At 54.2% G+C, this 25,974-nt stretch carries 20 protein-coding genes, 1 other RNA gene and 4 pseudogenes; 11 read left to right on the forward strand and 14 right to left on the reverse strand.

Going from position 1 to position 25,974, the window contains the following annotated elements:
* Positions 1–122: 122 nt before the first annotated feature.
* From JTJ32_RS16760 to JTJ32_RS16770, 3 genes are all read left to right on the forward strand, one after another.
* Complete coding sequence (locus JTJ32_RS16760) at positions 123–410, forward strand: PA2433 domain-containing protein (RefSeq protein WP_099226775.1); 288 nt, start codon at positions 123–125, stop codon at positions 408–410.
* 110 nt (positions 411–520) lie between these two features.
* Positions 521–912, forward strand: a transfer-messenger RNA (tmRNA) gene (gene ssrA, locus JTJ32_RS16765).
* Positions 913–1,099: 187 nt separating this feature from the next.
* Positions 1,100–2,356 (forward strand): integrase domain-containing protein, encoded by a 1,257-nt coding sequence (locus JTJ32_RS16770; RefSeq protein WP_210042699.1) that lies wholly within the window; start codon positions 1,100–1,102, stop codon positions 2,354–2,356.
* Positions 2,357–2,520: 164 nt separating this feature from the next.
* Here JTJ32_RS16770 and JTJ32_RS16775 read toward each other — a convergent pair whose 3' ends face one another.
* Genes JTJ32_RS16775 through JTJ32_RS16790 form a run of 4 tightly spaced genes read right to left on the reverse strand, consistent with a single transcriptional unit; the run spans position 2,521 to position 10,701 of the window.
* Positions 2,521–5,997 carry a DEAD/DEAH box helicase family protein gene (locus JTJ32_RS16775; protein ID WP_210042700.1) on the reverse strand — a complete coding sequence of 1,159 codons (3,477 nt, stop codon included), beginning with the start codon at positions 5,995–5,997 and terminating at the stop codon, positions 2,521–2,523.
* A complete protein-coding gene (locus JTJ32_RS16780; protein WP_236059341.1) occupies positions 5,998–7,959 on the reverse strand; it encodes a DEAD/DEAH box helicase in 1,962 nt (653 codons plus the stop codon).
* Between the two features lie 43 nt (positions 7,960–8,002).
* Complete coding sequence (locus JTJ32_RS16785; protein WP_210042701.1) at positions 8,003–9,220, reverse strand: restriction endonuclease subunit S; 1,218 nt, start codon at positions 9,218–9,220, stop codon at positions 8,003–8,005.
* Positions 9,217–10,701 carry a type I restriction-modification system subunit M gene (locus tag JTJ32_RS16790; RefSeq protein ID WP_210042702.1) on the reverse strand — a complete coding sequence of 495 codons (1,485 nt, stop codon included), beginning with the start codon at positions 10,699–10,701 and terminating at the stop codon, positions 9,217–9,219. Before JTJ32_RS16790 ends, JTJ32_RS16785 begins: the two co-directional genes overlap by 4 nt.
* Before the next feature lie 134 nt (positions 10,702–10,835).
* On the opposite strand from JTJ32_RS16790, the pseudogene JTJ32_RS16795 reads away from it, so the two are divergent.
* A pseudogene (locus JTJ32_RS16795) lies at positions 10,836–10,976 on the forward strand (integrase); the annotation flags it as partial.
* Positions 10,977–11,458: 482 nt separating this feature from the next.
* Here JTJ32_RS16795 and JTJ32_RS16800 read toward each other — a convergent pair.
* Positions 11,459–11,737, reverse strand: coding sequence for a hypothetical protein (locus JTJ32_RS16800; RefSeq protein WP_210042703.1), 279 nt, complete (start codon positions 11,735–11,737; stop codon positions 11,459–11,461).
* Between the two features lie 253 nt (positions 11,738–11,990).
* Here JTJ32_RS16800 and JTJ32_RS16805 point away from each other — a divergent pair, with 253 nt between their 5' ends.
* A complete protein-coding gene (locus tag JTJ32_RS16805; protein ID WP_210042704.1) occupies positions 11,991–13,358 on the forward strand; it encodes a YfjI family protein in 1,368 nt (455 codons plus the stop codon).
* A gap of 319 nt (positions 13,359–13,677) precedes the next feature.
* Positions 13,678–14,361, forward strand: a pseudogene (locus JTJ32_RS16810) (integrase domain-containing protein); the annotation flags it as partial.
* 25 nt (positions 14,362–14,386) lie between these two features.
* On the opposite strand, the pseudogene tnpC reads toward JTJ32_RS16810, so the two are convergent.
* A pseudogene (gene tnpC / locus JTJ32_RS16815) lies at positions 14,387–15,931 on the reverse strand (IS66 family transposase).
* Positions 15,932–15,949: 18 nt separating this feature from the next.
* On the reverse strand, positions 15,950–16,309 hold the full coding sequence (gene tnpB, locus JTJ32_RS16820; protein WP_236059342.1) for an IS66 family insertion sequence element accessory protein TnpB: 360 nt from the start codon (positions 16,307–16,309) through the stop codon (positions 15,950–15,952).
* Between the two features lie 86 nt (positions 16,310–16,395).
* Here tnpB and JTJ32_RS26455 point away from each other — a divergent pair.
* Together JTJ32_RS26455 and JTJ32_RS16830 are read left to right on the forward strand one after the other, a co-directional pair.
* A pseudogene (locus JTJ32_RS26455) lies at positions 16,396–16,719 on the forward strand (integrase domain-containing protein); the annotation flags it as partial.
* Positions 16,716–17,003, forward strand: coding sequence for a hypothetical protein (locus tag JTJ32_RS16830; RefSeq protein ID WP_210042706.1), 288 nt, complete (start codon positions 16,716–16,718; stop codon positions 17,001–17,003). The pseudogene JTJ32_RS26455 and the gene JTJ32_RS16830, both read left to right, overlap by 4 nt.
* 67 nt (positions 17,004–17,070) lie before the next feature.
* On the opposite strand, the gene JTJ32_RS16835 is transcribed toward JTJ32_RS16830, so the two are convergent.
* The 6 genes from JTJ32_RS16835 to JTJ32_RS16860 all read right to left on the reverse strand — a co-directional run bounded on the left by JTJ32_RS16835 (position 17,071) and on the right by JTJ32_RS16860 (position 22,751).
* Positions 17,071–19,011: an AAA family ATPase gene (locus tag JTJ32_RS16835; RefSeq protein WP_210042707.1), complete on the reverse strand. Its 1,941-nt coding sequence runs from the start codon at positions 19,009–19,011 to the stop codon at positions 17,071–17,073.
* On the reverse strand, positions 19,008–19,487 hold the full coding sequence (locus tag JTJ32_RS16840; protein WP_210042708.1) for a hypothetical protein: 480 nt from the start codon (positions 19,485–19,487) through the stop codon (positions 19,008–19,010). Before JTJ32_RS16840 ends, JTJ32_RS16835 begins: the two co-directional genes overlap by 4 nt.
* The gene (locus JTJ32_RS16845) at positions 19,484–20,662 is read right to left on the reverse strand and encodes an ABC-three component system protein (RefSeq protein WP_210042710.1); all 1,179 of its coding nucleotides are present in this window, start codon (positions 20,660–20,662) and stop codon (positions 19,484–19,486) included. The genes JTJ32_RS16840 and JTJ32_RS16845 overlap by 4 nt, the downstream gene beginning before the upstream one ends.
* 409 nt (positions 20,663–21,071) lie before the next feature.
* Entirely contained in the window at positions 21,072–21,428 is a 357-nt protein-coding gene (locus JTJ32_RS16850) for a DUF7079 family protein (protein WP_210042712.1), read from the reverse strand.
* A complete protein-coding gene (locus JTJ32_RS16855; RefSeq protein WP_210042714.1) occupies positions 21,413–22,195 on the reverse strand; it encodes a hypothetical protein in 783 nt (260 codons plus the stop codon). Before JTJ32_RS16855 ends, JTJ32_RS16850 begins: the two co-directional genes overlap by 16 nt.
* Before the next feature lie 10 nt (positions 22,196–22,205).
* A complete protein-coding gene (locus JTJ32_RS16860; protein ID WP_210042715.1) occupies positions 22,206–22,751 on the reverse strand; it encodes a PAAR domain-containing protein in 546 nt (181 codons plus the stop codon).
* A 222-nt stretch (positions 22,752–22,973) separates the two neighbouring features.
* Between JTJ32_RS16860 and JTJ32_RS16865 the strand changes: the two genes are divergently transcribed.
* The 3 genes from JTJ32_RS16865 (at position 22,974) to JTJ32_RS16875 (ending at position 24,695) form a co-directional block, all read left to right on the forward strand.
* The gene (locus JTJ32_RS16865; RefSeq protein WP_328823977.1) at positions 22,974–23,228 is read left to right on the forward strand and encodes a YceK/YidQ family lipoprotein; all 255 of its coding nucleotides are present in this window, start codon (positions 22,974–22,976) and stop codon (positions 23,226–23,228) included.
* Positions 23,229–23,396: 168 nt separating this feature from the next.
* Complete coding sequence (locus JTJ32_RS16870) at positions 23,397–23,642, forward strand: hypothetical protein (RefSeq protein ID WP_184321594.1); 246 nt, start codon at positions 23,397–23,399, stop codon at positions 23,640–23,642.
* Between the two features lie 75 nt (positions 23,643–23,717).
* Positions 23,718–24,695 (forward strand): DNA replication terminus site-binding protein, encoded by a 978-nt coding sequence (locus JTJ32_RS16875; RefSeq protein ID WP_210042718.1) that lies wholly within the window; start codon positions 23,718–23,720, stop codon positions 24,693–24,695.
* Positions 24,696–25,128: 433 nt separating this feature from the next.
* On the opposite strand, the gene JTJ32_RS26790 is transcribed toward JTJ32_RS16875, so the two are convergent.
* Positions 25,129–25,965 carry a methyl-accepting chemotaxis protein gene (locus JTJ32_RS26790; protein WP_408004604.1) on the reverse strand — a complete coding sequence of 279 codons (837 nt, stop codon included), beginning with the start codon at positions 25,963–25,965 and terminating at the stop codon, positions 25,129–25,131.
* Between the last annotated feature and the right edge of the window lie 9 nt (positions 25,966–25,974).

Below are 25,974 nucleotides of genomic sequence, written 5' to 3' on the forward strand. Positions count from 1 at the left end.
AACCCCTGCGTTTCATCACAGTCCATCTTCTAGGCCCGGCGAACGAACGGGCCCCCAAGAAACCTCGGGCGACGGCACCATTGACCGGCCACACCGAGTCCACAGGCTATAAGGAGAGACACATGAAGCGTACCGCCCTCACTGGATTGTTCCTCAGCGCTGCACTGTTGGCTTCGCCGGTTTTTGCTGCAGATGACCTGTGCAGTGCCAACCTGCAAACGCTCAAGGATGCGCAGACCTCGTCCGGCACCAACCTGAGCCCAGACGTGAAAGAAATGATCGAAAAGACTGAAAAAGACGCCATGGCTGCAAAGGCAAAAGGCGATGAGAAGAAGTGTGTCGAACTGACCACTCAGGCCACAACCAAGCTGAAAAACATCGGCTCGGGCAGCGAAGGCGCCAGCAAGTAATCATCCTCACAAGGCTAGCCGCCGCGGCTGGCCTTGACGGACGCAACACATGGGTCGACGTGCCTCGCCGATTGGCGTACACTCCGCCCAGCGACTGCGAAAGCAGTCTCGGGGCCGATTAGGATTCGACGCCGGTGATGAAACTTTAGGTGCATGCCGAGTTGGTAACAGAACTCGTAAATCCACTGTTGCAACTTTCTATAGTTGCCAATGACGAAAACTACGAGGGCTACGCTCTCGCTGCGTAAGCGGCGCGACTAGCTCTTCTGGTAGCTTCGGCTCCAGCAATCATCAGGGGATGCCTGTAAACCCGAAATGATTGTCATATAGAACAGGATCGTCGCCTAGTACGTTGTGGACGAAGCGACTAAAACTTACACAACTCGCCCAAAGCACCCTGCCCGTCGGGTCGCTGAGGGTTAACTTAATAGACACGGCTACGCATGTAGTACCGACAGCGGAGTACTGGCGGACGGGGGTTCAAATCCCCCCGGCTCCACCACTTCATCATCTAAAGACGTCCACGGACGTCTTTTTTTGTGCCTAAAATCCAGTAAATACGGGGATTTCAGGGCTGCTGGGGGCTTTCCAGGTTTTTTGAGTTCCAGGCGGTTTGGTATTCCCAATGGTATTCCCGGCTACCCGGCGCTAATCTTGGGAATACCAAAAGGTGTCATGGAGTACTTCTCATGTGCGCTCAAACCACCCGCCTCTCCGACCGCCAGCTCAAGGCGGTCAAACCGAAAGACAAGGATTACGTCCTCACGGATGGCGACGGGCTCCAGCTGCGAGTCAGGGTCAATCGCTCGATGCAGTGGAATTTCAACTACCGGCATCCCATCACCAAAAATCGAATCAACATGGCACTCGGCTCTTATCCCGAGGTTTCTCTTGCACAAGCCAGGAAGAAAACTGTTGAGGCCAGAGAGCTGCTCGCGCAGGGTATCGACCCCAAAGCTCAACGCAATGAGCTACAGGAAGCCAAACGAGCAGAAACGGAACATACGTTCGAAAACGTGGCCACCGCCTGGTTCGAATTGAAGAAGGATTCCGTCACACCAGCGTATGCCGAGGACATCTGGCGCTCGCTCACACTGCATGTTTTTCCAAGCATGAAATCAACGCCGTTATCGGAAGTGAACGCCCCGATGGTTATCAAGCTGCTTCGGCCGATTGAAGCTAAAGGCAGCCTCGAGACGGTTAAGCGAGTGAGCCAGCGCCTTAACGAGATCATGACCTACGGGGTTAACTCCGGAATGATCTTTGCCAACCCCCTCAGCGGCATTCGAGCGGTGTTCAAGAAACCCAAGAAAGAGAATATGGCCGCGCTACCACCTGACGAGCTTCCGGAGCTCATGATGGAAATCGCGAACGCCAGCATCAAGCGGACGACCCGCTGCCTGATCGAATGGCAACTTCATACCATGACACGCCCTGCCGAGGCGGCCACCACTCGATGGGAAGACATCGACTTCGACAAACGCATCTGGACCATCCCTCCGGAGCGAATGAAAAAGCGTCGGCCACACACAATCCCGCTGACCGAACATGCACTCTCGTTATTGGAGACGCTTAAGCACCATAGCGGCCACAGGGAATATGTGTTCCCGTCAGATAGAAACCCGCGCACCCACGCGAATAGCCAAACAGCTAACATGGCGTTGAAACGAATGGGCTTTCAGGACCGCTTGGTCAGCCACGGCATGCGCTCCATGGCCAGCACCATCCTGAATGAGAATGGCTGGGATCCCGAGCTGATCGAAGTCGCTCTTGCCCATGTCGACAAAGACGAAGTCCGAAGCGCCTATAACCGTGCGGATTACATTGAGCGAAGACGCCCGATGATGGCCTGGTGGAGTGAGCATATTCAGAAGGCCGCAACGGGTAGCCTGTCGGCATCTGCGATCAATCAAATCAGAGACGCCAACGTCGTGCCGATACGCTAAGGGCTCACCGGATGGCGACAGCGGCGACACCGGCGGCGACCCGCGTAATCCGTGGCGTGCAGCATGGCGACTGAGGTGGCGACTGTCGCCAAGCGCTTAGTCAAACGTTACAGCCCCCTACGCCAGTGCAAACCAGGCAGTCCCAACGATTGAGTCAGTCGCCATCAGGCTGCCGCACTGCGTTTGATTGCGGCGATCACCGAAATGATCGCGTTGGCATCCGCGTCGCCAAACGCACCGTCTAATCCCTCATGGTGCAGCGCAGTAAAAGGCGGTTCATATAGTTGACCCGCTTCCATCACGCCCTGCCGGGTGAGCCGCTCGATAATCATTTCAACAAAACGAATTTGCTGACTGCTGTAGCGGTTCTCGTCGAGGAATTGACCGAAAGCCTCTTTTGCGGCGTTACGATCCAAACCTACCAATGACCGGATCAACAGGGTCAGCGGCTGGTCGGCGCCGTAGCACTGTTCGAACTGCTCGCGACTCTGAACCGGTTCCGACTCGTAGACAAAATGCTCCAGCTCGCTCAGATCGCTCGGCGTCAGCGGCCGGTTGTATTTGAGCTTGGCGATGGCCACGTGGTTCTCGTTGCCACGGATATAGGCTTCGACCTTTTTCTTGTACTGCTCCAGGTTGACGCCGGTATTGAAATCCTTCAGGTTGACCACCGTCGCTTCGCCAATTTCGTCGCTCAACACGCTATAAACGGGGTTGCTCGGGCGGCGCTCGATAAACTTGATTAGCTCGCGCATCTTGCGCCGCAGTTGCTCAAGCATCGGCAAGCGGATGTCCTGCCAATACTCGTCAGTTTGCACGTCCTGAAGCAACGCCAGTTCAGCATGCACCGCCGGAATGCTGTCCATCACTTCTAACTGGCTGGCCAGCTCGACCACCTTGTCGCGATACGACACGAAGTCGCTGGTAGAGCGCAGTAACGCCAGCTGTAAATTCAGGCATAGCAGATCGAACAACTTGGCGGTGATGTGCTCAGGCGCGCGCTCACTCGGCAGGCCAGCGACGTGACTGCGCAAATCACCCAGCGCCGCATCATCCAGCGCATTCCAAACTTCACGCTCGGCAAAGCGGGTTACGTGCTCAAGTTCGGTACGCACGATGAAGTTGTCCGTATTCATCGCCGCGACTTCGTCGTGCAGCTCGTCGATCAACTCCATGCGCAGCTCGACAAAGGCATCGTACCGGCCTCTGGTTTCTGCCAGATCACCTGGCCCGCATACGTCCTTCGGAGCTAACAACGAAAGAAGATCCAGCCGCACTTTGAACAACCGCTTACCCAGCGGCTCGGCCATACCGCCTAAAGCGCCTTTGGGGTTTTCGTTGAAGTATTCGAAGTTGGCGCAGAAATCGAAGATGGCGAACTCGCGTTTGTGTACCCCGGGCGCAAAAAGGTCCGGGCACAGGCGCGTCCCGCGACCAATCATTTGCAAAAATTTCACCTTTGAGCGCACGGCCTTGAAGAACACCAAATTCAAAACCTGTGGCACATCGATGCCGGTATCGAGCATGTCCACCGAAATGGCGATCTGCGGCAGTTTGTTGAGCTTGCTGCTGAAGTCATCAATCAAGGTCTGCGCATAACTCACCGCATGGGTGATAACCCGCGCAAACTCACCCTTAAAGTGCGGGTAATTATGATTGAAGCGGCGAGCGATAAAATCGGCGTGCTTCTGGTTCACCGCAAAAATAATGGTCTTGCCTAGCTTGTCACCGCCCTCCACCGTTAGGCCGTTTTGCATCAAGTGCTTGAGCATCAGGTCAACGGTTGGCTCGTTGAACAGCTGCTTGTTGACTTCCGACGCCAATACCTCGGTAGGCGCATCACCTTCAGCACTGTAATCACCCCAATCCAGCGACTCCCAGTGCGCTTTTTCATCATCGCTGAGTTGATCGTAACGGATGCCTTCGCGAACGAACTTGATCGGCACCGAATACGCCTTGGGCGGCACCAAATAACCGTCATCCACTGCCTCATTTAGGCCGTAGGCGTCGGTCGGCACGCCAGTTTCCAGGCCGAACAGGTGATAGGTATCGCGATCCACTTCGTCACGCGGGGTGGCGGTCAGGCCCACTAAGTAACTGTCGAAGTAACGAAAAATCGCGCCGTACTTCTGGTACACACTGCGGTGCGCCTCGTCGATCACGATCAGGTCAAAGTGGCCAACACCGTACTTGCGACGGTCACCCTCCATCTGCTCGATCAAACCCATCATGGTCGGATAGGTACACAGATACACTCGGCCCTGGCCGCTCTTGTCGGTGACCAGATTGACCGGACTGGAGTCCGGCAGGAACTCCTTAAAGGCATTGGCGGCTTGTTTTACCAGGGCTACCCGGTCAGCCAGAAACAGCACGCGCTTGACCCAGTTGCCCCGCATCAACAGCTCGATCAGGGCAATCGACATCCGCGTCTTGCCTGTGCCGGTGGCCATGGTTAGCAAACCGGCGCGGCGGCCCTGACTCAGGGATTCGGTCATCGCTCGAATCGCCCGGTGTTGATATGCCCGCTCAACAATCTCGCTATTGATCGGCAGTTCGCGCAAATCGGTTTGCAGGCTGCGCCGCTGAATCGCCAGTTCCAGTTCATCGCGGGTATAAAAACCCTGTACTTCGCGTGGTGGCGCACGGCGGTCGTCCCACAGCCAGGTGTGGTTACCGTTACTGTAGAAAATTAGCGGTCGCTGGCCTTTCTCCGCCTCCATGCAATCGGCGTACAACTTGGCTTGCTGCTGCCCCACGTCCGGGTCTTTCAGGCTACGCTTGGCTTCCACCACCGCCAAAGGTTTGCCGTTGGCCCCCCACAGCACGTAATCGACAAAACCCTCACCTTGCCCGTTGGGCATGCCGCTGACTGGCACTTCGGCGTCAGCGTTCTTGCCCAATTCCCAACCAGCCTCCCGCAGCAGCACATCGATAAACAAACGGCGGGTGTCGGCCTCGTCGTAATCATGGCTATCCGGCACTGCGATATTGGTCGCCTTGGCCTGGGCCAGCGCCGCACGGGTGGCAACCAGCTCAGCATCCAGTCGCGCCAGCAGCGACTCGCGTTCACTTAGGGTTGCGGCTTGCTCGGCAATCGCCGCCTCTCGGGCTTCGAGGGTGCCGTGCTGGGCTGCAATCTGTTGCTGGAATTTGGCTTCCTGCTTTATCAGCTCAGCACGAGTAAAGGCTGCCGCCTCGCTAACGCTGACCAACTGCGGCACACGTTTTTCGTCAAACGCGGCGTCGATGCTTTTTGGTTCGCTGGCGCGGGTATAGGTGCGCGCCAGCCAAAACAGCAAATGAAACAGCTCACGCACCAGCTTCATCGCATCGCTGTAGCCAATCGGCTGATTGGCGTGCACCGCCTGATTACCGAACTTCTGAATCAAGCGCGCCTTCTGATGGATTTGCGGCGGCAGCAAGCGCACAAACTCCACCTGAGTCAGCAGCAGATTAAGGCCGTTGTCGTAGGGCATGCGCAGGTCGCGGTCATGCTCGTACAGCCAATGCACCGCCTGCTCCAACGCATGGCGGGTGCGCATGCAACAGGCACGCGGGTCGGAATACACCAACTGCTCCGCGCCCTTGGCCGGTTCAAACAGCGTTTTGAATTCAGGGAGGAGAAATTCAAAGTTGCTCATTTAGCTGGCTGCCCTCTGTGAGTCCACCTCGGCCAAATGCTGGCGCACGCTGCCGATTGAGTCCTGAATTCTGCGGGTAAAACTGGAAGGTTCGCGATAGGTCATTACCAGCCGATCAATTGCGCGGGTCATGGCCACGTATAGCAGGCGCGCCTCGTCGGCTTCGTCTTCGCCCTTTTTCGGCATGTCACCCAGACTGGGGATCAGCACCAGGCCGAACTCCAAGCCCTTGCTCGAATGCATGCTGACGATCTTGACCGCATCCTCACTGCCATACAACGTACCCCGGCCCTTGGCCGACTGGCCCGAGGCGAATGCAATGCCAGCCTCACTCAAAGCGTGCTCGACGCGTTGGGCCTGGGCGGTGCTACGATAGATCACCGCCATGTCATCCAACGCGCGGCCCTGACCTTGCTCGTCGCGGATGCGCTCGACGATGCAGTTGTATTCCTGCCAATCGGACTCACAACGCAGCAGCTCGGGGAACGCGCCCCGTCGGCCAGCACTTTGAGGCGCGACAATTGGCACGCCATCCTCGGCAGCATCGCGGGCGGTCAGCAGCTCGATGGCAAAGGCCCGCGCCACCGACAGCACCTCCACGGTATTACGGTAATTCAAGCGCAGGATGGTGGTACGCCCCTGGGCCTGAATACCGACACTGGCGAAGCTGAAATCCATGCCGCTTTTCCCGCCCTTGCCGCGATAGATAGACTGCGCATCGTCATACAGCACCAGCAGCGAATTGCTCTCGGGGTCGATCATCTGCACCACCAGCTTGAACCATTCCGGCTGGAAATCATGGCCCTCGTCGATCAGCACCGCCGCGTATTGAGCGCGCGGAATTTGTCCGCGATCGACACCGTCGATGGTGTTCTCAACCATCTGCGCCATCTTCACGTTGATCGGCAAATTCTGCGCCGGACGATCGACGTTAAAAGCGGTAAGCATGTCCGAGCACCAGGCATGAAAATTACGCACCTTGACCTTATCGCTCAGGCCGCGCTCGGCCAGTACTTGTTGCAAGCGACCAGCCAAGGATTTGTTGTAACAGAGCACCAACACCGGCTTATTCGATACCTGCGCCAGGTGTGCACAGCGATAGCCGAGGATCATAGTCTTGCCGGAACCAGCAGCGCCGTGAATAACCCGATGGCCCTCACCCAGCGAGCGCGCCAGTTGCTCCTGCTGCAAGTCCATGACTTTGATCAGCGTTGGAAGGGGCGCATGCTGCTCTGCGAACAAACCGAACTGCCCCGGTAACGTGTTCACTCGCACCTCGGGGTACAGGTGATAGCGTACGCGGTCGATCTGGGGCAGGCTCAACTGACAAGGGAAAATATGCTGGAACATATTCCAGAGCCTTTGCTGGAAGGCTTCGGGGTCCACTGTCTCGGTTACTTCGTCTTGAAACAGTACCTGTTGCCGGTTCAGCACCTCGGCCAGGTTAGTCCCCTCAAATTGCTTGCGGGTAATCGCTGTCATTACCACGCCCCAGCCGAAGGGCATGATCAGATTGCCAGCATATGGAGAACCGGCGGGCTGTTTCAGCGCTGGGTCCCTCTGCAGCATCATCACCACTTCCATGGCATACGCCCGTGCCTGCAGCATGGGGTTCTTCAGGGTTTTGAGCAGCCCGCCGGCATAAATTTTCGCTTGGTTACGATCCATGCTCTGAATGGTATCGAGCTTCCAGTCCTTGACCTCCAGTACCAGCAACCCGCGCAACGGATGCAACAGCACAAAGTCCGGCTGCAGGGCCTTTGGCCCCACCGGGATATTGAACCAGCACAGGTAGTCGTCTTCGAGCTTCCTCTCCAGGCGCTCGGCCAAGCGGCGCTCACCGGGGGTGTCGAAGCGGCAGGTGGTGCGAGCGGGGAAGAATTGAGCCATTTGGGTTGCCTGTTCCTTGGCGTGCCGGGGGCACTGGTTTGTAGGGTGGATGGCGCTCTTTTCATCCACCATAACGCCGCTCGGTGGATCGGTGAAGCATGATCCACCCTACGGTTTAGAGCTGCCCTACGAACGCTTGCTGCTGTAGAGCAAAAAAAGTTGCATCCAATTTCGCTAAGGCGAAACGCTGCTTCTCTCTTAATAGATCACAGTGCTTCAAACGGCGCTCGAACTCACATTGCAGGTCTGTAGGTGGAAGCTCAATAAGCGCGTTAGAAAGTTTTGCTTTTGAAATGTTTGGCATCGAACCAGCGGAGCCACCTGCCAGACTCTGAATATCTTTCCGCTTCCCAGGAAAGGCCAGCAATGCCTGCAAATATCGAGGCACGACAGGTCCCAGCTTTTTCAGCCTGAAGCGAAAAATCAAATCTGGCAGCAATAATCTAGGTGGTGTATCGGTGACAAACGCGCATGCCGCGACTAAATCACGAGTATTTTTCCGTGTAAAAAGCAAGTCCCCGACTTTTACCTCCAAAGATTTGTTTGGTTCTACGCCCTCCGGCAAAGCTTTATTCGCAGACGGATCATACTCACAGCGAGTAACAGCGCTCAGCTTCAATACCGCCCATTCCTTATCGATAGCGGGTCGATCAAGGCATACAGGGCTGGTACCACTATCAATAGACTCAAGCAATTCAGAGAAACGTACCTGCGGCCAACCCTTCGGGTTCGTCACCGGGTCGCCGAACATTTCCAGAAACACGGATTGCAGCAACTGATCGAGCTTGGCGATGGCTTCGCGGCGCTTGGCGCGCAGCGCGTCGGCCTTGTCCAGAATAGCCGCGATACGGCGTTGCTCGGGAATGGGGGGGAGCGGGATCGTTAACGCAAGACATCGACCGATATCCATGTTGGAAATGTTGGTAGTTTGCCTGCCACAGTTTCGAGCATCGACTTGGGTATCAGGTGAATTAAACCAGTGATATAGGTACCGCAAATCTACCTTGCTCTTATCCCCCCTCAACGCGGCGATAAATCCCCCCACCGTGGCTGCATAACTTAACGTAGGCATCCAGCAACACTTCCCAACGAGATTCCAGCTATTGGCCGTAGAAACGAGCAAATCACCTTCTCGAAGAATTTTGTCTTCGCTTTTGACGTGGCCGCGGGGGATCGACAAAAGATCAGACTCATCCAATACCTTTTGTACGTTTGCAGTCCGCATACAAACAATCGAGCCCTCGGAGAAGTTATCCATGAGGTCGGTAGGTTTGTAGGTCACGCCCCTAATGAACTCTGCAACGTCACCAAGTGCTACAGCAGGGAAGCTCACGACAGCATACCCTCCAACTCATCCATCCCTCGTATAATCTCCGACTCCAGCGCCTTTAACTCGGCCAAAATTTTCTGCGGCGACTCGTGCTGCACCTCCTCGTACACCACTTGCTTATAGCGGTTGATCGACAGATCGTAGTCATTGCCGACAATTTCCGCCTTGGGCACTAGAAAGCTCTGGGCGGTGCGATCAAGGCCGACGGTGGTATTGCGGTTGTGCCAGCGCTTGATGATATCCGGCAGGTTGTTGGTTTCGTGCTTACTGGCGTCCAGTTCGTTGCGCTTGTCGTCCAGCGAATAGCCGTCAGCCTGCATGTTGTAGAACCAGACGTTATCGGTGCCGCCAGAGTTTGTTTTGGTAAACAGCAAAATGGCGGTGGACACCCCGGCATAGGGGCGGAACACGCCGGAGGGCATGGAGACGATGCCGTCCAGCTTATGGTCTTCCACCAACATCTGACGCAGCGCTTTGTGCGCCTTGCTGGAGCCGAACAGCACGCCGTCCGGCACAATCACCGCCGCGCGGCCACCGGCCTTCATCAGGCGCAAAAACAAAGCAAGAAACAGCAGCTCGGTCTTTTTGGTTTTAACGATTTGCTGCAAATCCTTGGCGCAGGCCTCGTAATCCAGGCTGCCGGCAAACGGCGGGTTAGCTAGGATCAGACTGAACTGCCCTTCGACGCCAGCATGGCCTTCGCTGAGCGAGTCACGGTTTTCAATCGCCGGGTTTTCCACGCCGTGCAGCAGCATGTTCATCGAGCCGACGCGCAGCATCGTGCTGTCGAAGTCGAAGCCGTGAAAAGTGTCGTGGTTAAAGCGCTTGGCGCTGGCCGCGTCCCGGTATAACTCGTGGCTGTGGTGAGTATTGAGATACTCGGCAGCCGCCACCAGAAAACCTGCGGTGCCGCAGGCCGGATCACAAATGGTGTCCGACGGTTTGGGCGCCATCATCTCGACCATCAATTTGATGATGTGCCGGGGTGTACGGAACTGACCGTTCTGCCCAGCACTGGCGATTTTTCCGAGCATGTATTCGTAGAGGTCGCCCTTGGTGTCGCGGTCTTCCATGGGGATGGCATCGAGCATGTCCACCACTTTGGCCAGCAACGCCGGGTTGGGAATGGTAAAGCGCGCATCCTTCATATGCGCGGCGTAGGTGGACTCACCGTCTTCGCCACCCAGCGACTTGATAAAAGGGAACACCTTGTCAGCAATCAGAGTGTACAAACTGGCCGGATCACCCAGTGCCTTGAACGCCGCCCAGCGCAAATGCGCCTGGTAGGGGCTGAAAATCGGCTTATCCATCGGCTGCCCGGTGCGCGCGGCCTTACGCTCTTTAACTGTCTGCAACTCGTCGAGGCGTTTGATAAACAGCAGATAGGTCATCTGCTCGATAACTTCCATGGGGTTGGAAATACCGCCGCTCCAGAATGCATTCCAGATCTGGTCAACTTGGGATTTGATAGCACCTGTGATCACTGCTTATGACTGCCTGAATTGAATAATAGGTTTACTGCCCAGCGCAGCAACACTGCGTGCAATAGGCCAAGCCGGGAAAACGCCGGCCTGACAAGGTGCACGCAGTGTAACGATTAGCGGGTGAGGCTGTCAGGTACAACCGCGCGGACGACATAGAACGCCGCCGCCCGATGATGGCTTGGTAAAGTGAGCATATCCAGAAGGCTGCCACTGGCAACCTGCTGGCATCTGCGATCAATCAAACGCAGGACCGCAACGCCGTGCCGATCCGCTAAGCACTCACCGGATGGCACCGTTAGACGTAATGCCTCAAACGCAGTGAGAGTTCTGTTGGCGACACCGGCGACAACCCACGTAATCCGTGGCACGCAGCATGGCGACAGAAGTGGCGACTGTCGCCAAACCTCCTGCATGTCTGCGCTCCTCCGGCCAAGCCCCAGCGCATAGGAAGGCTCCGCATTCCCATGCGCTGGGGCTCACATTTAAAAGACGACGAACGGCTCATCGTCCATCCAACGCCACTCACGACCAAGGCATTCCAGCACCGCTGGTTGGCGCAATCGACTGCGCGCAATCTGGTTGACCCAACTATACGCGGACGATAGAAAGAAGACTCAAAGCGCTGCCGTTGGCAGCTCCCAGGTGACCCGAACCTTTAAGGTCACGCCGCTCTAGCGGTGGTTCAGCCCAAGTGCGATTAGCGCCCGGAGGCTCGCACGGTTACTCGCCAGAGTGATGGATGCCTACTCAACATCTATTATGCCCACGGCGGCAACCACTTAACGATACCGCCTTGCAGCAGCCATTCTGCTCGGCCAACTTTTTGCGCCAACCGTTTGCCCGTCTCTTTCTCCTGGAAAGAGACGGGCGTCGAAACCACTGCCGCAGCCCTTACCGCATAACGCATTGCGGCTTTTGTCCCAGTGACAATCGGCGTGACAAACCCCGATGTCACCGGCAACAGCGATGCAGATGATGGTGCCGTAGCCAATGGAATGGACTGCACCTGACTGACAGTCAGGAACGCCCCGGTCATCGCCTCACGGCCCTCATCCGACTCAGGATCTCGCGGCGCTGGTCTCGTCAGCCAACGCAGCCTCCACCCGCCCACTTCACCCGAAGTGCTCAGGGGGCCAGATCATGAGATGCCCAAGCTCCCGGCCGTAAGGAGCCGCCCGTCCCGCGTCAGTGGACAACCCTCACAGGCAGCAGGGGCCTTGATCCCTGATAACACTCAACAACCGAGGCGGGAAGAGTGAGGGAAAATCCAGAGCAACAGGAGAATGGCGATGCAACTGTGCGAAGCGCTCGACCTACCACGGCCGCTGCTGGAATATCAGTCCGAACCATTGGCTTACCCGGTCGAAGCGTTGGGACAGATTCTAAGCCCAACCGTCGAACGAATGGCTGAGGTCATCGGCGTTCCCTGCGCCATGGCTGCGCAATCGGTGTTGGCCACGGCTGCTCTGGTGAGCCAGCCTCACGCCAATGTGCATCTCGATGGCCGCACCTACCCGTTGTCCCTGTACATGCTGACGGTGGCGTCGTCGGGAGATCGCAAAAGCGCGGTGGATCACTTGGCGCTGACAGCCGCACGGGAATGGGAGCGACATCAATGGACCTTGTATTCGGACCAGCTGAAAACCTATCGCGTAGCTATTCGCGGAAAACCCGAAGCTCGTGAGCTACCCGAACCCGTACCGCCCAGGCTAATCGTCGCCGAGCCCACCATCGAGGCGCTGATCAAAAGTCTGTGCAATGGATTGCCCAGCATGGGGTTATTCAACGATGAAGGTGGCCAGTTCCTGGGCAGCAGCACCATGAGCAAAGAGAACCAACTCAAAGCTATCACCACCCTATCGTCGCTGTGGGATGGCAGCCCAATTGACCGAGCGCGCTCCATGCCTGGGGAAAGCCTGCGGGCCTATGATCGTCGTCTCAGTCTGCATCTTATGCTGCAACCTTACTTGGCCAACCAGCTACTCAAAGATCGAATGTTCAATGGTCAAGGCATCCTCGGCCGCTGCCTGATCAGTTGGCCCGAGCGCCTGGTTGGTCGGCGGCTGTACAAGGCAATCGACCTGACGCGAGATGCAAAGGTCCAGCGCTACCAAGCACGCATCACTGCCCTGCTGGATGAGCCGTTGTCGCGGCATAAGGACGGCTCACTCAACCCAGCCAGGCTGGAACTGACACCCAGCGCTCGTAATGCCTGGATTGATATTCACGACACCATCGAATGCCAGTCTGGCGAGTTCGGCGAGCTGGCGGGCATCCAATCCGTCGCGGGAAAAGCGGCGGCCAACGTGCTGCGCATCGCTGGAGTGCTGGCGGTAATTGAGGACGCCAATGTGGTGGGCGAACACCATATTCAACGTGCCTCGACGCTGATGGATTACTACCTGGCTGAGATCCAGCGGCTGACCGAACAAGAACCAATCAACACTTTGCGTGAGGAAGCGGATCGACTGCTGCGCTGGCTGAAGCAAAAAGGCTGGACCCAATTCACCATTCGCGACCTCAATCGGAACGGCCCTCGCTTTGCCCGCAAGAGCAGTCATCACACCGCCACGCTGCTCGTCGAGCTGATCACGCATAACTGGTTGAACAGCCGCGATGCAAAAACTTTCGTGGTGCGCCATGTTCCGCCTCAATGACGCAGTGCGTCGGTATCAGGCGCAGCACCAAACACGACCAGTGTTGCGGTGTGTCGCCACTTCTGTCGCCGACTTGTCGCCATGCGCTAGGCCAGCAACTGCGGGGGTTGTCACCACTGTCGCCGCAGTCGCCACATCCACCCTAGGTCCTGACGACATCAGCTTGCTGATCCAGCAGTTGCGCGAAGAAGGGTAATGCTGCGGCACCAACAAAATGCTCTGCTGATTCGACCCACGCATTGGCAACAGGTGAACAAAATCAGCGCCCACTGGAAATCCGTGCTGCGTTTTCTGCAAGACAACAAAAACGGTGAAACAGATGGCATTGGTCGGTCGGCGTGATGGGCGCAACTTTGGCTACGGTCGCCAGCTCAGCTACGCCGGCCCGCAAGCACTGAAGGATCTGTTTGTCGGCGGCCACTTCGCCACGGTCAAAGCGCATAGCGATCGCTGGCAGGCGTTTGTGAAGTGGTGTCGGTCAGAGGACGGCCCCGGTTACAACGATGCCCGCCAGATAGATCGCAGTACATTGCAAAGTTACGCCGCGTACCTTCGCCAGCAGATTCAACAAGGTGAACTCTGCATCGCTACCGCGCAGAACCGCCTCAGCAGCGTCAACCGCACTCTCGCTGCGCTACGTGGTGATCAGTACGTGAAAATCACCAGTCCGAGCAAGGCACTCGGCATGCAGCGATCAAGCGTACGCAGCCGTGCACCGGATGGCCAAGATCTTCAACAGGTAAAGCGAGTAATTGAAGCGCTTCACGAACGGCAACACGACCGCGTAGCCGCGATTGTCTGTTTGGCCCGAGCAACCGGCATGCGTCTGCGAGAAGCGATTCTGGCTGACGTGCCGCGCTTGCAACGTGAAGCACAGCGTCTCGGCCACATTAACATTCAGGACGGCACTAAAGGCGGACGTTCAGGTACATCAGCGCCGCGATGGATCGTCGCTAATGAAGAGGTGAAGGCGGCGTTGCAGGGTATGCGATCCATAAACCCCACCTGCCAAACAATCGGGCAACGGTTTACCGTTGCATTTCTGGCGAGCAGTTCCATGGCAGCAGAGCTTCGTAGTCTGCTACAGACGAGGCGTGCGGCAGCCGCTCAAGTACGTGGCGCAGCCACGTATAAGGCTCCTGGCCGTTGACCTTGGCGGTCTCGACCAGGCTGTAGATCTTCGCACTGGCACTGGCGCCATTGATGGTATCGCTGAACAGCCAGGCCTTGCGACCGATGACAAACGGCTTGATCGCTCTTTCGGCCGCGTTGTTATCGATGGGCAAGTAACCCGCTTCGACGTAGCGCTCTAGGCGGCTCCAGTTATTCGCCAGACAATGCACGGCCTTGCCCAACGCACTTTGCGCCGTGACCTGAGGCTGGGTTTTATCCAGCCAGTCTTTCAGTTGGGTCAGGATCGGCAGGCTTTTCTCCTGTCGACCGACAAACCGCTGTTCATCGCTGACGTCCTTGAGCTCACGCTCGATGCCGTACAGTTTGTTGATCATCGTCAGCGCGATATCGGCCCGTCCGGTTTTACCCTTGGGCTGCACTTTTTGCGCGTCCACGAACTTGCGTCGTGCATGGGCCATGCACGCCAGACGCTCCACACCTGGCTGCAACGCCAATGCGTTATAGCCGGCGTAATCGTCGGTCATGACATAGCCACGGTAACTGTCCAGCAAGCGCAACGGCACGTCCTGCGCACGGCTGGACGTGTAATCAAACATCACGACTTTTCGATCCGGTGGGCCACTGGCTTGCACCCACATCCAGGATTGACTGGTCGGGTCTCGATCCGGTTCTTTCAACACATGGACACGGGTTTCATCGCAGTGGATGACCGGACTTTCCAGCAGTCGGTCACGCATCAAATTGATCAGCGGCTGAAAGTGTTCGCTGCACTGGATAATCCAGCGAGCCAGCGTTTGCCGAGGGATCTTGATGCCGTATCGGCTCAGCACACTTTCGAAGCGGTGCAGCGGCAGGCCATCGACGTACTTTGTGGTCAGCAGCATGGCCAAGACGCTCGGACTGGCCATGCTCTTTTCGATCAACTGCGCAGGTTTGTCAGCCGTGACCGGGGCCGCTTCGCAGCCCCGGCACCCTTAGACCTTGCGGATATGTTTGATGACCCGGATCTGCATCGGCACGATATCCAGTTGTTCACTGGTCTCTTCGCCGATGGCATGTCTGCGGCAACCGCAAGCACAGGTCAGTTCGTGTTCAGGCAGTTCGTGGATGACTTCGATGCGTGGCAGATCAGCCGACAGTGGCTTGCGCTTGCCGCGGCGTGGCGTCGGCGCAACGGCTTCTTCGTCAGGTGACTCAACGAGCGGCATCGGCTCGCTTTCAGGCTCATTGAACAAGGCCAGTTGCGGCGTATCGGGCTCAACGGTTTGCTCGGACTTGCGCCCAAACAGACGGTCGCGCAGCAGCTTGATCTGCTCTTTCAGGTCGACGATGTGGGTCTGATAAGCCTGGGCCGATTCCTCCTGACGATTGAGCGCCTCAAGCAGCAGTTGCTTGAGCAGAACAGGATCATCAGGAAGGTCATCGGGCAGAGAAATCATGGCCCGGATTATACCGGGTCATGCTACGTAACGCGGCGTCAAAACTTGATGAGGACGGTTGCGCCAGAGATCGGAACCGTCGAGCAGCCAGTTCAGTTCCTGGACGCTGAGGATGATCGCCTCGTCCGTGGCATCAGGCGATGTTTTGAAACGCTCGGACTCCAGGCGTTTGAGCCAAAGGCAGAAGCCGTTGCGTTCCCAATACAACACCTTGATGCGGTTACGGGCTTTGTTGAGGAAGACGAACAGTACAGGGTCGAACACAGCCACCTTGATGTCCAACTCAACCAGTGCTGTAAGGCCGTCGATGGACTTTCGAAAGTCCACGGGCTGCGGGTAGAGATAGACTTTTTCGACTTTGCTGTCGGGGCGCATCATGGCTGGCAAGCTCCAGAAAGAAATCGGGAGCACAGCATCGGGCTTCAGTTAGTTGCTTGGAATGTGGGGTTCGTGGAGCGGATACGTTGCAGGTAGCTCGTCATGCTTCGCCACCCCACAGCCGCAACTTGCTGACCCGAGACGAAAGCTACGCCAAGTTCCTGCAACAGACCGTACGCCCCGCCCGTGAATTACTACAGGAGCAAGGGTTGAAGGGATTCCATGAGTTGCGAGCGGCCTATGCCTGCGAACGTTATACACAGCTCACGGGCCACCCCGCCTCCATCAATGGCGGCCAATGCTATCGCATTGACCGCGACCTTGATCAGCAGGCGCGACGACAAATCAGCCTTGAGCTTGGGCATCACCGAATCGATGTGGTTTCGGACTACATTGGAGCTCGAGCATGACCAAGCCCTTCGATATGGGGCTGTTCCTCAGCGGTGTCTTAACTGGCTCAAAGGCCACTCAACAACGCCATCTACGGCAAGCCCGAATCATGCAAACGGCCATTCACCAGCGATGGCAACGACATAATCCCTGGGCCTGGCAACTCAAACATGTGCACTGGTTTCTTACTCAGCACCTACAGGGCCATTCATACGCCACCCGGTATTACTATCAACTCACCGCTCTTATTATCTGGAAGCGGATGAGGAAAAACCCGTTTAAAGTTAATCCCCACCCAAAATGACGCCTTTAAAAAACCAACACCAATTAACTTGAGCTCTGATAACACGTTAATTTATTAGTAAGATGAATCATGCATCATCAATAAGGCCCTTATCAAACTTATCACTATTTTTCTGAAACCTCTTCACCAAATGATATTCATCGCTGTACGGTGGCGTCGTCAAAATATCTGGAAAATCATTATCGACTACAATTATCTGGCAAGGAATTTGTTTTTCCTCAGCATAATTAACAGCATCTAATAGCTGCTGATATATTTTCTCATAAACATCTGGATCGGAAACGCTTGCATCCCCATCATCCGCTGAACGCTTTCGACCGATATTCTGCCCAGGAGTATCAATCATAAGAAGCGGAGGCAAATTACTTTTATGATCCAGCGTGTATAAGAAACGCGTCAGATACATCCCAATTGAAGTAACAGTTTTTATACCACCCGAAAGGTGATCGTAATAAGAAACACCTCTCAAGCTAGCTGTAAACGTTTTATTATAACTGGCCACCTGAACATTCTGAACCGCGCTACGGCTCATGTAATTACGAAACATGGCGCCTAATTCAGTTACTACATTATCCAAATCAACCAGACCACCCTCGACGGTAGAAATGGCGTCATTAAGGTTATCAATCACCGCCTGCTTATTTCGAATCTTATCTTTTATTTCGGTATATTTATTATATATTGATAAGTTTCTTTTCAATTGGGAAAGCTCAAGATGAGCTTGTATTTTCGTTTTCTCAGAAGCTTCAATCATCGAAATTAATGGAGAGATGCTAGACAGATTACTCTGATCGAAAATCTGAGTATTTTCGTTGATCAGGCTTTCTATGTGAGCAGCCTCAGTTTTTATACTCTCGATTTTCTCTAAAGAATTCTTGATTGATGCATCTAACCCCGCCAAACGATTTTTAAGAGAACGCTCAAGAGCTGCTATATCTTCCTCAGGGATCACCTCCGTATCGAGCGACAACTCGGAAGTGCACAAAGGACACGCAATTGTCTGACCGGACTGCATACTAAAAATATGAGGTCGTGCCAGCTTGGAGTACTGAAGACTGTCATATTCAAGCCGATAAGTACTTTTCAACTTTGTAAAATTGTCAATTTGCTTTTTTGCAAGATTGATCGCTAAATTTTGAGCGTCAAGCTCCGACTTAAAATTTACTATAGTTTGGCGCAGAGCCAATGAGGCTTGAGTGCTAAAACCCAAGTCATTTTTTAACTCTTGAGTCGCAGCATTTAGCTCTTGGATTTTACTCTTCGCTTCATCAATCTGATCGCCAGCAGAAAATCTATCAAGAGGAATTTTTACGTCTTTTAAAAATGCAGAGATTGTTTTTTCGCTTTTTTGGAGTTCATTAAGTATCGTAGATTCTAGACTCCGTTGAGTTTTTAGATTGGAAAGCTGTTCATCATGAACATTAAAAACAAATTTTTGAACATTAACATTCTTAAAAAATACCGACTTATTCTTATAATCTAACAGACCGTCAGAACCGACTTCGGTTTGTTTTAAAAACATTAATTTCATTAGATCACGAAAGCTAAGGCGATCTTCGCCTGCGTTCGGATTCCTAGAGGACTCAGTGATTTTTACACGAGCAATCCCCAAGCTTTCGAGAATGAAGTCTGACAGCCAGCCGTCAGGCATAGAGCCTTGCGAATCAGCGGACATAAATTGAGGAAAAACCTCATCGCGATTATCGTAAGGGCAAGCATAAACTTTGACTGCAGCTTTAGAATCGAGCAATTGGCGCTCGAAAGTAAAAACTTGGCCGTTGAGCGAAACCTGAAGAGATATTATACGAACCTTTGCTCTTACCTCATCATATAGAATTTTCCTATTTGACCCTCCGAGGCAATAATTGATCATGTGAAGAATTGTAGATTTTCCAGAGTCCATTGCACCACGAACAATATTCAGTCCTGGCTCAAAAGTAGACTCATAATTCTTGCTTACCCCAGCCAACACCAATCGCTGGATGATTAAAGACGGTCTATTGCTCATTCGGCACCTAAAATCATTTTCTCGATAATTGCATCCGATTTACTGAGGATGCCTTTTATTGCAACAAGCTGACTCTTGAGGTGAACAAGACTCTCATCTTCACTAATTGGCAGCGGTTGTAAGCACCGCAAGTAGTAGTCCTCTTCCTCACGAAAAAAATTAACTGCTCCATCTTTGTGAAGGAGAAGAACTTTAGCTAGAAAATCTTTTTGACGAGCTCTATGGCTTTTATCGACATGAGTACTATATAGAACATCCCCCACCATTCGGGCAGTTCCTTTCCCGCTCAAAAACTCGCAGGTTCGCCGAAACAAAGATGGGTTTTTCACTATTAAGTCAATGAGCAGAGCCTTATTCAAGGTCAAGACATTGCGCCCCTTACTATTGAGGTCTAACGTCTCAGCAATCGCCCATATTCTGAACATACTCGTATACTGTTCTTCCCGATAATCGAAGAACATGTAGTCGATGCTCATTGAGTCATCCTATGCAATTCGTCAAGATCGGTGTCGTCGTGCCAAACAACGGTAGTGCATAGTTTATTGGCAACCTGATGAAGCAACCCCTTCTTATGCAGGAAGTTTACATACTTAGCACCAACTTCAAGACTTTGTCTGTCTTGCGATAGAAGCTTCTCATGCACTTGTGCAAAGACTACATTTGGTGAATTCTGGATTGCCGTGTAGTGATTGTACGTTTGGCGGTAGAGGGATATAACCTTCGCCCGCAAGTCACGTAACATTTCCTTGTCGGCGTCGTCGGCTGCCTTGGTAATTATTTCCGCATTAAAAAACGACTCCTTCGCATCATCTATCCCCTTTGGCCCAATTTCAGCTAGAATCATTTTTATGACGAAAATCTCTTTATCATATTCAGGGGCAGCTTCGTCATATGAAACATTTAAAGCTGCCTCCATCATTTTCGCTTTAGCGATTTTTGAGATAAATTTAGCAACTGCTTTGAATGATCCATCAGCAGGACCTACCGGCTTGGAAATAGTGTTGTGATCGTGCGCCAATGTAAAGTGCTTGGTATTAAAAGGAAGTGCACTGGTACTAGGCACGTATTGATCATGCTGCCCTACTAAATACAAAGACTCAGGAAGACTACTCTTTTGATCTATCCATCTATTATTTAGCTGATCATTATACTCATTAAGAGGAGTAAACTCTTTGGCGTTAGTGTTCACACCTGAAAGAAGCATTGCATTGAGAGATCCCTTATGCGGAACTGCTACAGACACATAACCAACTATCTCTGGAACCTCTCCTCTCACTTGTGATAAAACCACTTCCTTACAGATTAGTCCGCCCATGCTGTGGCCTATTAATACTATACCTTCATAAGCATCAGCATTAAGCTGGATAAACGTTTGAAGCTCTTGGGCCAACTTGTTAATTGGCCTATTATATCTGACAGCACTACGCCCCAACCCCAAAAAGCCTGCAGCCTTCTGCAAGAGGTTTGTATTAAATATACTTACTACCTTAGTAAAGTATTCGAACTCTACAAAATCGAACTGTTGGTTGATTTCAGGCTCTGCTGCGAGCAGGCTCTTGAAAGTTAAGCCGCTAGGGTTTTTCCACGTTTCGCTGCCGCCGGTGAAGCCATGCACGAAAACGCCCAGCATGGGCTTTTGATGATTAGTCATGCCATTCTCTTGGTGATGGTATTGGAGAGTGCTGGAGCGCAAACATGGAACGCGCAGCCAAATTCTGGAGCAGAATTGATGCGCTGATCGATACCTAGCGAGTCCATTCTCTATGGCCTTTGGAAAAGATCTGAAATATTAGCATTCAGAGAGGCAATGAGCCATCAAGGTCAGGAAGCAATCGCCGATGATAGCCAGCGGCTTATGTCCTTCAACGGGAGACCGCAGCCGTTGAGCCGACTGAAGCTTGATGGATTTGGCGAAAAAATATCCGTCGCCAGCCCATACATTTTGAATTCTTTGAATCAGTGGTATTCCAGTTGGTATTCCAAAAAAAATAGTTAATTGGAAATAATAAACAAAATCAACGTGATACGCGGACAGTTCAGATTACCCCGGCACAACAAGCTCACAGCCGTCCAGCAATTTCCTTCCACAGATAGTCATAGTTATACCTCAGCCAACGGACCAGCAACCTATCGGACTGCCTCTGTACCCAGCTACGCTCACGCGCTGCCAACCGTGCCTCAATCACTTCATTGAGTGAGTCAGGATCGAAGCCTGTCCAGACGGAAGGCACTGCTGCCGCGATGTTGGTGAAGCACACGGGAGCCACTTCCGAAAAGAATATTTCGTACAATGTGTTCTCATCGACATCCTTGACCTCGTCCGCGATGTAGTCGTAATCCGTTGGAAAATCATTGAATGCTTCCGAAAGCGCAGCTCTGACTGCCGTCAGTTCCGGCTTACTCAAAAAATGTCCCAATGGGAAAACTCCTCAAGCTCTTCATCCAGTGAGTCTGCAACCGCGCCGCCGGCCAACCCGCCCGCGACAGATCCAGCCAAGACAACCGCCACTGCGCATATAGGAGCACCGGGACCGCATAAGGCACTGACACCCATGCCAGCAAGAAAACCGCCCACAGCACCTCCGCTCACGATGATGCCTTGTCGAGCGGCTTCCTTAGGTTTGTTGTCTGCATTCAGAATCTGATAAGTAGCCAGCGCAGAGGTTACAAGAATGCCCAGCTTACCCATGATAAGCATCTTCTGGGTGCCTTTCGTAAACTTGACATCATCTCGGCCAGCAGCCTCCAGAATGGTGTAGTGGACCTTCGACTGCTCTGTAGCAGTCAGGCTGTTGTAGGGCTTTTTGAAGAGTCGTTCCGAGTAGCGATTAAACAACGACTGCAGTGTCCTGCCGTCCGCTTTTTTCTTTTGAACAATGGCCAGGCCTTGCGCCGAGGTCCATTTGCGGTGCTCCATCATGATCTTGTTTCTCATCTCATGACTGAACTGTACGCCTTCTTGCGCGGTAATCTTCCCGGCTTTCACATCGTCCAGAGTCTGTTGTGACATACGCTTGATGTTTTTGAGATAGCTGGCCCGGACTTTCTCATCCGAGATGGCGTCCAAGGAAAATCTCAGCGCGGCGCCTTCCATAAGCTCTAACGCTCGATCAAGGGGAGAATCCCTCAACGCGTGCTCACGCTGCACAACATAGCTACCAGTAACAACGTACGGCTCGGTCACAGGATGTTCCTTATCCCAGAATTTTGTTCAAAAGGGTTTCGGTCACGGATGGGCTTTGTGCAGACGATTCTTCTTCGAATGTGAGCATCACGCATGTTTTGCCCGAAGGGTTCGTAAATTTAACGGCATTGTCTTTATCGAAGACGCCTGGGAGCGATGAGCCGTCTTCAAAGTGCGCTATGCACGACAAGCCCTCGTAGCTCTCCTCGGCAGGGAACTTGAAGCCAATCCACCTTGCGTGGCCGACGATGGGCTCTGGCGGAACGAAGGTACAGGGCGTGTGGGTGTCGCCAATAACAACGGTGCCCGACCCACCAATGACGACACTGCCATGGGCACCGCCCGAGTCGATAGTTGCGGCGTTCTTTCCGTTGATGAATACAGTGGAGGACAGGCCAGAGGAGAGAGCACTGCCGCAGGTGCAGACGTCCCCTTGGCGTGCGGCGGACAAGCCGTCAAAGAACACGTCGGGTGAACCTGTTGCGATAGGGTTTGTACCGTGCCCTGGCAGCGGGCAGCTCGATGGGTCGCCTTTGCGTGCGGCCGGTTTAGTCATGATGACTCCCTGTGAAATTTCCCTGTCTGCAGCAGAACGTATCACAAACTCCATTGTTCCCCTTGGCTGATAACAAGCGGTTGACAACATCCACAGTTAAGATCGGCCTTGGAGGCGGTCCAGCCTTGGTTATAAGTGGATGGTTCATCCTGAATTGCTCCGGCCAAATTCGAGGACTGTAGTGGTCTAATAACCATCAATACGACCTTCAGCAGTGACTCCGTGGCAGCCAATAAATTGGGCCGCTGGAAATCGAACTGCTCTTACATCCCGCGCGTTTACAGTGGCGTGTCGCTCGATTTCTGCGCGCTTAATGGAGAACCCAGAGCCTTTAGGGGTCAGGAGTTGAGACCCAGTGTGTCGCTGATACTTGCCGATATGGTGCTCTCGGGCGTGGCAGACACGCTGGTTCTGCCCTACACCCTTTACCTGCAATCGGAGCGTGGATCCGTTACAGCCAGTCGGTTCAGTGACTGATCGAGAATCAGCCTGCTGACGTATGGAGGCAGTAATCTCTCGGCTGAACGACGAAGCTGGCTGTACCATGCCAGATCGATACGAAGGCTTCCCGCTCTGTTGCGGGGAACTTGGTGAAACGCAGATGTATCGCTCGCTTAGCCAGCAGCCCCCAAGAGACAGCAACCCATGCCCCAAGAAAAACTAGACCTCCTGCGACTCCAGAAACCCATTCGCGATCAGATGAACGACCTTCTCCGCGCCCTGAACGCCACCAGCACCCGCAAGGATCTGGAAGCCGAGCGTGCTATCCAGATCGAGCTCATCCAAAGCCTCGAAAGCACCCGAAAGCTGCGCTCGTCGGACGCTGAGGCGCTGTTCATCATTTTCGATGACGCGGTAGAGGCCAGGCTGGAAGAGCTGCCCAAGGACTGATCCCGCGTCACGCTCCCTGCACATCCAGAATCACACGCTACACTGGGGGTGGTATTAGACTTTTCGGAGATCACCATGTACGTCGATATAACGACTGTCCACGCCCGTCTGGTCAGTAAGATAACGGCATTCAATCAGATGTGGCCTCAGTGGGTGGTTCATGGTCAGGTGTGGCAGTTGCCGGTGCTGGCGCAGCAGAAGGCGCTGGATCTGATTGAGGTGCAGCCGCTGGAGGGTCAGGCGGCGATTGAGGCGACGGTGCGGGCGATGTCGTTGTTCGAGCGGCTTCCCGGTCAGGCGCCGGGGACGGTGATGCGGTTGCCGGGTTATTTTGCGTTGAGCCGCAGCGTGTTGCCTTGGGTGAAGGAGATCAATCAGCTCAAGGATGACTTGATGGCGGCGATCGAGCAGACGCGGATCGAGCTCAATCTGGCGACCACGGCGCGGTCGAAGATTCTGCGTCAGGCGCTGGGGCCGATGTTCAGCATGAAGCAGTTGGGGCGTCACACGCAGGTGTTCGATATCTGCCCTCGCCTGATCGTGTTCACCTGGGCCGGACACACGACGGGCGGCGAGCGGGTTGCGGTGAGCAAGGTTCGGGAGTTGTTGAGCAAGGCGGCCGAGCAGCAGGCTTCGAAAGACCGAGTGGCTATCGAGCAGACGTCGGCGGGTGCCGAGTTGCGGCGGATCGTCAATCTGTCGGATCAGGCCAGTCTCATCAAGTACAAGAAAGTGGCTCCGCATCCCAGGGCGATGGTGTATTTCTCGGCCAGCTCCCGTTACGACGCGATGATCCACAGCAACCTGCCGATGTTCGTGCTGGCCGGTGAGGAGCCCATCGACGTGCATGAGCTTCGTCACTTCAACCGGAATACGCGCCAGGCTGAGCGGCCTGACAAGAAACCGCGCATTGAGGTGATCCCGCGCATGAATCTGTTTTTGAACCCGGATGATCTGGTGGGTCAGCGCAAGTCGGCTGCTGTAGTCAGCAAGCCGAGCCCGGTGGCGTCGACGTACTCGGACCGCAATCAAAACAAGGCGGATGAAGCGTAAACCCGCAGGCGACTCCTGCCATGAAACCAAGCGCTGTCTGGCAGGAGCGGATAACAAAAGAAGATGTCGGTTATTAATCTGCTCATTCAATAAACATAAAAATCCGACGAACTGTGGTTGCCTTTCTGAATATTGAACAGTTTTGAACGAACATGTCCGTCATAACCGGTTTATATCCACAATCTGTAGTTGACGGATTGAGCAAAGCTCATTTAAACACGTCCGGGAAAATGTTTAAAAGTCAGACTTTTCAAACCATTAATTGCCTTCACAAATAACGTCAAACATTCCTCAACCCTCACTGACATTCACCCAGATGTGACCCGATAAAAATCAGTTTCACACCTCATGTCCATACAGAAAGTTATCAACACTAACCAACAAAAAAGGGCCGTCACATGGATGGCCCTTCTCGTTTCAATGGCGGCTCGAGTTATATCTTGAAGCTGGCCACCAGTTGTTTCAAACGCCCGGCCTGCTGGGAAAGCGCGGCGCAATCCTTGAGGGTTTCGTTGAGGTTGGCAACGCCCTGCTGGTTGAGCGAGTTGATCTGGTTGATGTCGATGTTGAGCGTTTCCACCACGGCGGTCTGTTCTTCGGTCGCAGCGGCAACCGACTGGTTCATGCCGTCGATTTCGCCGATGCGGCGGGTCACGTCACGCAGACGGTTGCCGGCCTGGTTGGCGACTTCGACGCTGCCCTGGCTGGAGGCCTGGCTCTCGTTCATGTTCACCACGGCGTCCTGTGAGCCAGTCTGCAGCTCGCCGATCATGTTGTGGATCTCGTCGGCAGACACCTGAGTGCGGTGCGCAAGATTACGCACTTCATCAGCCACCACGGCAAAGCCCCGACCGGCTTCACCGGCACGTGCAGCTTCGATGGCGGCGTTGAGGGCCAGCAGGTTGGTCTGCTGCGAGATGCCTTTGATCACATCCAGAATCTGCCCGATGTTGTCGGTGCTGGCGTTGAGCTGGGCGATCTGGGTGCAGGAATCGCTGATCTTGGTCGACAGTTCGCTCATGGCATGGATGGTTTTTTCCACCACCACCTGACCGTCTTCTGCCTGGGTGCGCGCTTCGCTGGCCTGGATGGAAGCATCCGAGGCGTTGCGGGCGATTTCCTGGGTGGCAGCGCCCAGTTCGTTGATCGCTGCCGCGACGCTGTTGGTGCGCGCGCTCTGCTCATCGAAGCCGATGATCGAGGAGTTGGAGGACTGCACCACGCGCTGCGACAGGTCATGCACCTGCAGCGTGGCGGAGGACACTTCCACGATGGAGGC

The sequence above is a fragment of the Pseudomonas alliivorans genome, assembly GCF_017826695.1.
Lineage (GTDB): Bacteria > Pseudomonadota > Gammaproteobacteria > Pseudomonadales > Pseudomonadaceae > Aquipseudomonas > Aquipseudomonas alliivorans.